At 37.5% G+C, this 10,000-nt stretch carries 7 protein-coding genes and 2 rRNA genes (2 of these 9 running past the window's edge); 3 read left to right on the plus strand and 6 right to left on the minus strand.

Annotated features, from left to right (window positions below; all coding sequences use genetic code 11):
- Window positions 1–1,897 (plus strand): 23S ribosomal RNA (locus tag ACHZK0_RS01600); it begins 1,025 nt to the left of the window's first position.
- A gap of 48 nt (window positions 1,898–1,945) precedes the next feature.
- A 5S ribosomal RNA gene (rrf, locus tag ACHZK0_RS01605) occupies window positions 1,946–2,061 on the plus strand.
- A 14-nt stretch (window positions 2,062–2,075) separates the two neighbouring features.
- Here the strand turns inward: rrf and ACHZK0_RS01610 are convergent.
- From ACHZK0_RS01610 to ACHZK0_RS01625, 4 genes are all read right to left on the minus strand, one after another.
- Window positions 2,076–3,152, minus strand: coding sequence for a glycoside hydrolase family 99-like domain-containing protein (locus tag ACHZK0_RS01610; protein WP_262743400.1), 1,077 nt, complete (start codon window positions 3,150–3,152; stop codon window positions 2,076–2,078).
- Between the two features lie 216 nt (window positions 3,153–3,368).
- Window positions 3,369–4,241 carry a class I SAM-dependent methyltransferase gene (locus ACHZK0_RS01615; protein WP_377922825.1) on the minus strand — a complete coding sequence of 291 codons (873 nt, stop codon included), beginning with the start codon at window positions 4,239–4,241 and terminating at the stop codon, window positions 3,369–3,371.
- Between the two features lie 34 nt (window positions 4,242–4,275).
- Window positions 4,276–4,992, minus strand: a complete 717-nt coding sequence (locus ACHZK0_RS01620) for a class I SAM-dependent methyltransferase (RefSeq protein WP_262743398.1) — start codon at window positions 4,990–4,992, stop codon at window positions 4,276–4,278.
- A 321-nt stretch (window positions 4,993–5,313) separates the two neighbouring features.
- On the minus strand, window positions 5,314–6,108 hold the full coding sequence (locus ACHZK0_RS01625; protein ID WP_270344286.1) for a sulfotransferase family 2 domain-containing protein: 795 nt from the start codon (window positions 6,106–6,108) through the stop codon (window positions 5,314–5,316).
- Window positions 6,109–6,526: 418 nt separating this feature from the next.
- On the opposite strand from ACHZK0_RS01625, the gene ACHZK0_RS01630 reads away from it, so the two are divergent.
- Window positions 6,527–7,471 (plus strand): NAD-dependent epimerase/dehydratase family protein, encoded by a 945-nt coding sequence (locus tag ACHZK0_RS01630; RefSeq protein WP_262743396.1) that lies wholly within the window; start codon window positions 6,527–6,529, stop codon window positions 7,469–7,471.
- Between the two features lie 40 nt (window positions 7,472–7,511).
- Here ACHZK0_RS01630 and ACHZK0_RS01635 read toward each other — a convergent pair whose 3' ends face one another.
- Both ACHZK0_RS01635 and ACHZK0_RS01640 read right to left on the minus strand, forming a co-directional pair.
- On the minus strand, window positions 7,512–8,288 hold the full coding sequence (locus ACHZK0_RS01635; protein ID WP_270344285.1) for a class I SAM-dependent methyltransferase: 777 nt from the start codon (window positions 8,286–8,288) through the stop codon (window positions 7,512–7,514).
- Between the two features lie 66 nt (window positions 8,289–8,354).
- Window positions 8,355–10,000: the 3' portion of a glycosyltransferase gene (locus ACHZK0_RS01640; RefSeq protein WP_395761086.1), read on the minus strand. It continues 286 nt past the right edge of the window; only the last 1,646 of its 1,932 coding nucleotides appear in the window; the start codon falls outside the window, past its right edge; the stop codon is at window positions 8,355–8,357.

The raw sequence follows: 10,000 nt of genomic DNA on the forward strand, positions 1-10,000 counted from the left end.
AACAGCCCAGATCGCCAGCTAAGGTCCCAAAGTGTGTATTAAGTGGAAAAGGATGTGGAGTTGCTTAGACAACTAGGATGTTGGCTTAGAAGCAGCCACCATTTAAAGAGTGCGTAATAGCTCACTAGTCGAGTGACTCTGCGCCGAAAATGTACCGGGGCTAAATACACCACCGAAGCTGCGAATTGATACCAATGGTATCAGTGGTAGGGGAGCGTTCTAAGTGCAGTGAAGTCAGACCGGAAGGACTGGTGGAGCGCTTAGAAGTGAGAATGCCGGTATGAGTAGCGAAAGACGGGTGAGAATCCCGTCCACCGAATGCCTAAGGTTTCCTGAGGAAGGCTCGTCCGCTCAGGGTTAGTCAGGACCTAAGCCGAGGCCGACAGGCGTAGGCGATGGACAACAGGTTGATATTCCTGTACCACCTCTTTATCGTTTGAGCAATGGAGGGACGCAGAAGGATAGAAGAAGCGTGCGATTGGTTGTGCACGTCCAAGCAATTAGGCTGATAAGTAGGCAAATCCGCTTATCGTGAAGGCTGAGTTGTGATGGGGAAGCTCCTTATGGAGCGAAGTCTTTGATTCCCCGCTGCCAAGAAAAGCTTCTAGCGAGATAAAAGGTGCCTGTACCGCAAACCGACACAGGTAGGCGAGGAGAGAATCCTAAGGTGTGCGAGAGAACTCTGGTTAAGGAACTCGGCAAAATGACCCCGTAACTTCGGGAGAAGGGGTGCTTTCTTAACGGAAAGCCGCAGTGAATAGGCCCAAGCGACTGTTTAGCAAAAACACAGCTCTCTGCGAAGCCGTAAGGCGAAGTATAGGGGGTGACACCTGCCCGGTGCTGGAAGGTTAAGGAGAGGGGTTAGCGTAAGCGAAGCTCTGAACTGAAGCCCCAGTAAACGGCGGCCGTAACTATAACGGTCCTAAGGTAGCGAAATTCCTTGTCGGGTAAGTTCCGACCCGCACGAAAGGTGTAACGATTTGGGCACTGTCTCAACCAGAGACTCGGTGAAATTATAGTACCTGTGAAGATGCAGGTTACCCGCGACAGGACGGAAAGACCCCGTGGAGCTTTACTGTAGCCTGATATTGAATTTTGGTACAGTTTGTACAGGATAGGCGGGAGCCATTGAAACCGGAGCGCTAGCTTCGGTGGAGGCGCTGGTGGGATACCGCCCTGACTGTATTGAAATTCTAACCTACGGGTCTTATCGACCCGGGAGACAGTGTCAGGTGGGCAGTTTGACTGGGGCGGTCGCCTCCTAAAGTGTAACGGAGGCGCCCAAAGGTTCCCTCAGAATGGTTGGAAATCATTCGTAGAGTGCAAAGGCATAAGGGAGCTTGACTGCGAGACCTACAAGTCGAGCAGGGACGAAAGTCGGGCTTAGTGATCCGGTGGTTCCGCATGGAAGGGCCATCGCTCAACGGATAAAAGCTACCCCGGGGATAACAGGCTTATCTCCCCCAAGAGTCCACATCGACGGGGAGGTTTGGCACCTCGATGTCGGCTCATCGCATCCTGGGGCTGTAGTCGGTCCCAAGGGTTGGGCTGTTCGCCCATTAAAGCGGTACGCGAGCTGGGTTCAGAACGTCGTGAGACAGTTCGGTCCCTATCCGTCGTGGGCGTAGGAAATTTGAGAGGAGCTGTCCTTAGTACGAGAGGACCGGGATGGACGCACCGCTGGTGTACCAGTTGTTCTGCCAAGGGCATAGCTGGGTAGCTATGTGCGGAAGGGATAAGTGCTGAAAGCATCTAAGCATGAAGCCCCCCTCAAGATGAGATTTCCCATAGCGTAAGCTAGTAAGATCCCTGAAAGATGATCAGGTTGATAGGTTCGAGGTGGAAGCATGGTGACATGTGGAGCTGACGAATACTAATAGATCGAGGACTTAACCATATAATATGTAGCAATGTTATCTAGTTTTGAAGGAATATGCCTTCATAGTTTGGTGATGATGGCAGAGAGGTCACACCCGTTCCCATACCGAACACGGAAGTTAAGCTCTCTAGCGCCGATGGTAGTTGGGACCTTGTCCCTGTGAGAGTAGGACGTCGCCAAGCAACTGTAAGACGAGTCAGTATGACTCGTCTTTTTTGTATGTTTTCATACCTCTGTTAATTGCCTGCTTAACTCCTTCTAAATAGGCGAATCCATACCTTTTATCTGGTTCTAAGTAAGTACCTTCGGCCCATTCATTCCACGCATTAATAAATAAAAATTCGCTATCATAAAGAGAGAATGCACGGTGAATTTGCTTGCTTAAATATATTGTGAACTTCTCAGGGGTAGATCCTACAAAAATGCTGCTATTTAAGTCTTTGCGGCGTGCTGTGTTGTCCCAGTCAACAAAGGCACCTGGAAATGTTTTTTTCTCTGGAAGAGATCGTTTTAATATATACATCCACACTTTATCATAATCCCAAGCATTTATTTGTTTACCAGACTCATATATTGTCTTATTTATGTCTGAAGAGCTATCATGAGCGATTGTATAAAAAGGCTCAAATTGAATGCTAGCATCAAACCCATTTATATTAGGAAGTGGAAAGCTGTTTAATGTTTCTGCAAAATATATACCTTTCAAACCATGTTCTTGTGCGAGTGTATTCCAATAATGAAGCATTTGCTCACAATCAGGGATATGTCCAGGCCGATAAATAATGAATAGTGGTTTATCATCTATACGGATATATCTCTCATCTTGAAAAGCTTGTAATAAATACTCAAAGTGTTCTTTCCAATCCGATAACTCTCCGTAATTTTGTGGCATTAATATGTGACTATCAAGACCATCCCAAGTTTTTGTCCACGGTTCATTTGCCCAAGAGAGGCAAAATGGAAAATCTGGTTCCCTCATCTTAAGTACTTCATTAAAGGGTTTCTCCAATAGCCTCTTCCCTTTAAACCAGTAATGGTAATAACAAAAACCATATATGCCATGTGCTTTGGCGATTTCTGCTTGCCATTTTCTTACGGATGGGGTGGTTAAGTCATAATAAAAATCTTGATAAGGTTCTCTAGGTTGGTAATGTCCCGAAAATAAAGGTCGTGCACTTTTCGTATTTGTCCATTCAGTAAAACCTTTCCCCCACCATAGGTCATTTTCTTTTATTTGATGAAACTGTGGTAAATAAAAAGCGATTATTTTCAAGATATATCCCCCTTATGTTCTTCGTAGTTCAAGTGGTGGGAAGTTACTTTTGATTTTTGGGATTTAGTTTAAAGCGCGAGATATGTTATTTACTTACTTTGTTTATGCCACATAATGAATTCTTTTGTCCAGTTTGCCTGATATGGAAATCTTTGATGGTTTAATATATAGGGCTGATATACAAAATGATCTTCATTATACAATTAGCGAAAAGAGTTAATCTTTTTGGAGAACAAATAGAGCTTGGGGTAATCGGTTTACATCATCAAAAAAGTCCCGTAGCTTTAAATGCTTCTCATAGTGATTTTGAATATAAGTTCTAGGTATAACAGTTTCTCCATAAAAGCTACTATCTCTAACGTCTCCTGCCCCTGTAGGACTGTGGACAAAATTTCCACGTTCATAATCCGAGATGGCACGATTTATATCTGGAAAAGCTTGAGATAAAGTTTTATGCCACCCGGTTTGAATTAATTCAGGGTGTTCCTTGAATTGTTGACAGAAATCGAGAAAATAGCGTGCTTGTGTTGTTGCGATGAAGATGCCACCTGGACGAAGAATTCTTGAAAACTCTTTTATCCAATTTTTTGCAGTTTCTTCGGATAAATGTGAGAATACAGAATAAGCGAATATGATGTCTAATGAATTATCATTAATAAATTCTACAGGAGGTTGTGGGGGAGCTATTTTATATCTGCCTCTTCCTAACGTTTCGTTACAAAGGTTAATCATTACAGGATCGACATCAATACCAAGTAAATTTTTATGGCGAACATCTTTGAAAAAGAATCGTATGATTCTTCCCCATCCACAACCGAAGTCTAAAATTTTCCGTTCTTTATTCAAGGGAACACCTAAATTTTGGGCGTATGTTTTTACATGGCTATAAAACAAATATGCTTCATAAAGAGCATGTTCATAGGAAGCACCTACAAACTGTTGTTGAATTTCTTCGGAGGGGAACATAGGTACGGGGATGCCATTTATCTTTGTTTGGGAGCAACTTTGTATAAATAGATTAAGAAGTTCAACATCAGAAAGCGGGCTAACAAGGTTATCAAAATCACTTCCTAACTTAAAGTTATCCATTTGTTAAACCTCCGAATGATATAGTGATTAACATCTACTTACATGTTTTTTTACTAACAAAAACATGTAAAAATTCAGCATCTAACCCCAGTGATCTATCCTTTTGTAAATAAACAATGGTATACATATTTGCATGTTTATAAATATATTCAATCATATCTTGACCCCAATCAAATGTTACTAAAGACCCATTCTCATCAATAGGATTACCATGATAAATTGGCTCTTCCATATACTCAATTCCTTCTTTAGTGATTCTTGCTCTTTGTAAAGTCTTTGTGAGTGTATGATACCAAGGGACAGTAAACACATGAGCGCCGCCAGGCTTTAATACACGCTCTATTTCTTTAAAGGCTTTGCTTGGTTCCATTACATGTTCAAAGACATCTTGAGTAATGAATAAATCAAAAGATTCATTTGGAAAAGTCATGTCTTCTAAGTTTTCACATCTAATTCCTTGAAAGTATTGGCCAAGAGGGTGATTTTTAAAGTATTGAGAGTATGTATAGTTTTTGCAGTTTTTTATAAGTAGTTGAGTTGTAATTCCTCCAGGAGAGGATTCGTGTATATGATAGGAACCCCATTTTGGAAAAAATGTATTTAAAACATGGATTAAAGCTCGCTGCCTTGGTATAGAGTGGCATGTAAAACATACGTAATGATCTCTAAGCCAATCATTCTGCTCTATAAACGTAGTTTCCTTCTCACAAATAACGCAGTATCCATGATTGTGTTTCAGTTTACCTTCCACATGATATCACTCCTGTGTAAAACCAAATGTATTTATCCCACTATTTTCAGGGAATTAAGACTTCCACCTCAAGATCCGGCTGAAGTAAAGAAGTAAAGAAGTAAAGAAGTGAGGTGGGAGATGAATTGCCCTCATTTTATGGATAGTATGACACACACCTCAACAATCAGCGAAATGAAAGAGAGTGGGTGGAAATTAGGGAATCCATAAAAGTGAGATTGGTAGAATGGAATAATTAGCGGGAGAGCCCCCCACGCTAATTAAAGTTTCATTTTATGCTATGCGATACATTCGCTTTTATTCATTGGAGAATGTATCGACTTACAATATCCCTTTTGTGTACGGATACATTTCAAAGTCCTGTGCATATATTTCTGTAACTAGTGCCATTGTCTCTTCATCATAAAAACTTTCATATGTTGGAAAGCGAGGGAAGGTAGCATCCGTAATGCTGAACTCTGCATAGCTGCCTGTATAATGCATTTTATGAGCGCGATGATGATCTGAATTTGTAAGTAGCGCTAAATTGGATTTAACTAAATCGTACGTATGTTCTATCTTGGTGATTTGTGTATTAAAATCTTCTAAAGGAATATAGTATTGGATGAATTTTTCTTCACCTGGAACGTATTGCTGACTAAAATGTATGTCCATCGCTAGGGAATTGGAACCGAATGCTCGAACGTAATATAAAAATTGTTTAAATGATATTCCTTGGTTACTATATTTGTCATTATATAAATATTGGCGGATATTTTCCCATTGTGGGCTAGCATATGGATTGTCAGCAAGTAATAAAAATGAGCTGACAGCCCTTGTGTAGGGATTCCGCACAAGTTTACAAACATCTTTTTTTGCTGCTAGAAGCCCATTTTGTAAATCTGGTATGTAGTTGGTGTTGTTTTTATACACCCAGAATTCATAGTAATGAATAAAGTCATGGTATTTCTTTGCTTCATTAAACAATCCAATTTGAAAAAAGAACCAATTAGCTAAAGTGGTACATCCGCTTCTATGGCTCCAGAATAGTATAAGGGGAAAGTCTTTATGGAAATGTGGGATTCGATCTTTATGTACGGTTACATAATTTAAAAGTTCTTGATTTACATTCTTCATAAATTTTGTGCTCCTTTTTGAAAGTGTTATTTATGGAGAAGTTTTTTAATAATCCAGTATATTCAGGGGAATGAGTAAATAGTATGAGTGTTTTTTGTGGTCATCTGAAATAAGGTAGTGATCCTAAAAGGAAAATATAAAATAAAGATAATGAAAATTTATAAGGGGCATACAATTATAAGAGAATGAATAATAGAAGTGACCAAGTTCATTTATCCCGCTTTAATGGGCAGTAAGACCCCCACCTCAAAATTCAGCGAAAGCAAAGAATTTGGTTTGGGGATCAACTGCCCATAAAAGTCCGATTGGTTCAACTAATAATCAGTGGGGGATGAAGAAAACCCCCACTGATTAAAGTTTCACTTTATTTGTATTTCTAGGTGTGATAAGTAAAAATCTTATTACTAGAGAGGATATTATGAGGAAGAATAATTATTTAATAGTAGGTGGAAATAGTTTCATTGGTATTAACCTCGCATTAGGTTTATTGAAACAAGGTCAAAATGTAAAAGTATTTTCTAGACATATAAATAATTTTCCTCAAGATATTATAAGTGAGATTGAATTTATTAAAGGTGATTTAGCAAATGTTGAAGATATATATAAAGCTTTAGTGAATGTGGATGTAATTATTTATTTAGCTGCGACGTCTAATGTAGCAACTTCAATTGAAGATGTTTTCGGAGATATGAACAGTAGCTTTTTTTTTCTTAATTTCATGGAAAGTGTTAAAAACTTTCCGATTAAAAGAATTGTATTAGCATCTTCTGGGGGCACCGTGTATGGTGAACCTGAATATTTACCTATTGATGAGAAACATTCATTAAAGCCACTTTCTCCTTACGGAATAACAAAAGTGACGCTTGAAAATTACTTGTATTTTTATAAGAAAAAATACGGAATTGATTATGTTGTATGTAGATATTCTAATCCATATGGAAAATATCAAAATCCTTTAAAGAAGGTTGGGGCAATAAATTGTTTTTTATATCAGCATCTCAGCAATGAAAAGATTAATATATATGGGAATCCACAAGAAATTATTCGAGATTATATTTATATCGATGATTTAGTTGAAATTACTATACAACTATCTCAATTAAATCGCTTGAAATCTTGTGTATATAACATAGGAAGCGGTAAAGGTCTCTCTTTAAAACGAATTATAGTAGAATTGGAGAAATTAACAGAAAGAAAAGTGGATTTTATTTGCTATGAACAAAAACAAGAAAATGTTCAAAAAATCATTTTAAATATAGATAGGGTAAGACAAGAATGTAATTGGGAACCGAAAATAGATTTCAAAAGTGGGATTAGATTAAATAAACTATGGATTGAAGAGTTCTTATATAGTAAAAAATAATAAACCATGCCCTACTTCTGTATAAGTAGAGCGTGGTTTATTATTTTATTTCTTTTTTTATTACCCAAAGGTCTTGATGTTCCCACCAAAAACCTTCAGTGTATTTTTTGATAATAGGGTTATAAGGTAATAATTTAATTTTGTCACATACGTAAGATGGGCTAACAATTGTTTGGCCGTATTGATGAACATCTAAATCGAGCTGTTCACTAGAGGGGAGAAACCAATACCCCTGTTTATTTAAATCGGGAAAACCGAAGTACTTTTTACTTTGATATCCATGAGTTGTGAAAATGAATAAGCCGCCAGGTGAAACAGCATTATACAATGTTTGAAGCCAACGAGACCAAGTTATATCAGGCATATGAGAAAAAAAGGATAGGCAAAAAACGATATCATACGTAGACGAGGTCAAATTTACTTGTTCAGGTTCAGGGTGAGATAAGATAGAAGAAGTATTTAATGTCCGTTCAATAAAAGTAATAGCCTCTTCATGTATATCACAGGTAGTTATACGTAAGTTCGTTTGCTGATTTAATAAATGACGTGTTACGCAGCCGTATCCGGATGCGAATTCTAATAATTTTATTGGAGTGTCTTTAGGAGGATGAAAGGAAGTAATTAAATCTAAGAGTGTTTCTGCAGATTTTCTCCCATCTTGAAAATAATAATCTATTGCTTCTTTTTTAGATGGGAAGACTGGATTCGTGACAAGGAATTGAAAGATGTGATCCTCTGGATGGATGTTTGCATTTACATTGTAGTTGTGTGCAATTTGAGAAATCAAATCTTTATTTGCCTCTATAAATTCTTTCAAAGAGGAACCCCCCTTAAATGATAGTAACGTCTTACAAGAGATGCTGACGGCGAAGAAAAGATATCATTAAATCTTCAAATATTCTTTAAGGTACTTTCTATATGTGTACATTTTCTTTTTTGAAATGTCGTCGATAGTAAAGTTTTCTTTAATGAAATTCTGCATTTGTACAACTTCACTGTAATGGGAATATGAACCTTCTATTTTCGTTACGCTATTTGTATGTCGTCTATGATAGTTTAGAGGTTTTGGAGTGAAATAAACATTCCCCTCTTTAAGAATAGAAACATAGAAAAACCAATCACCAGCTACTTTAAACTTTTCTAATTGTTTTTCTGTAGTTTTTATATCTATGTTTTTAAAAACTACACTTGATACATTAGGTATCGTGTTTTTGATAAGTAACGTATCTTGTATTTCATCAGTCCCTTTTCGAAAATAAGAACTTTTCCATTTTTCTTTATCAATATCATTTGTGTAATCTAAATAATGATTGGCCAGGATATTTCCTTGTTCATCTATTTGTTTTGATTGTGTGTAGCTTAAGGTGACATCACTATTTATATAAAACCCTTGTATTACTTCTTCTAAAAATGTCGGATCACATAAGTCATCGGCCTCTGCAATCCAAATGTAATCACCAGTTGCTGCAGAGACGCCTTTTATCCATTGCTTAAATACAGAACCAGAGTTTTTATCATTAATTATTTGCTGAACTTTTAGGTGGGGCTTATTTTCGTTTGAGAGCAGCTTTTCAAATATAGATACACTATTGTCAGTAGAGGCATCGTCTAGGAAAATTAGTTCGTAAAGGGGATAGGTTTGGTTGAATATGGATTTAACTCGATCAGGTAAGTATTTTTCGTAATTATAGTTCGGTACAATGACGCTTATTTTTTTATAATTATGCTCAAGCAGGTTTAACAATTGATAAATGTAATGAAGAAAGTTGAAATCTTTTTCAATAAGTTCTTGGCCAAAGCTACCTTTTTGTAATCGTAAATCTTCATCTCCAATAAACTCATATATTCTTTCCAACATCATCGGTAAGTTTAAATAGTCTACTAATGCGCCAGTTTGTTCCGTAACAACATCTTCAAAACCTCCAGCGTTTTTAAACCCTATAACAGGGACTTTCGTATCTAATGCTTCTAGAACAACGTTGGGAAAAGGATCTTCTCTTGAAGTTAATAAATATAAATCAGCCCCGGCGTTATATAAACCGATATCTGGAGTAGGCTCCACTAATGTAAAATGTGCTGTATATCTTGGGGATAGCGTGTTTAAAAAGTGAACATCCGTTCTCCCAACCCATATAAAATGAATATTCCTATGAATCTTTCTTACTGAGTAAGCAATAAGTGAGAATAAATCTATCCCTTTTCGATGATCAGCGAAACCTACACCCAAAATGATTTTGCTATCTAGAGGCAGGTTGTGTTTTTTTCTTAATTCGTTTCTAGCTTTTGCAATATTGTTCTTATAAGGATTATGGTTAAATAAACCTTGAGGGAGAATATGGCACTTCTGATGATCTAATTGGGTGATTGTACGGAATTTTTCATATACGTATTGTGAAGGGAAGACTATTTTGTAAGCAGACTCGGCAATATTTCTCGCTTTTCCTTCGGCAGAGTACTGTTGTATTAAATGCGGTAATTCATGTATTAATGAAATAACTTTTATAGTGTGTTTAGCTAGTAATGAAACTA

The sequence above is a fragment of the Bacillus sp. 3G2 genome, from assembly GCF_044324725.1.
Lineage (GTDB): Bacteria > Bacillota > Bacilli > Bacillales > Bacillaceae_G > Bacillus_A > Bacillus_A mobilis.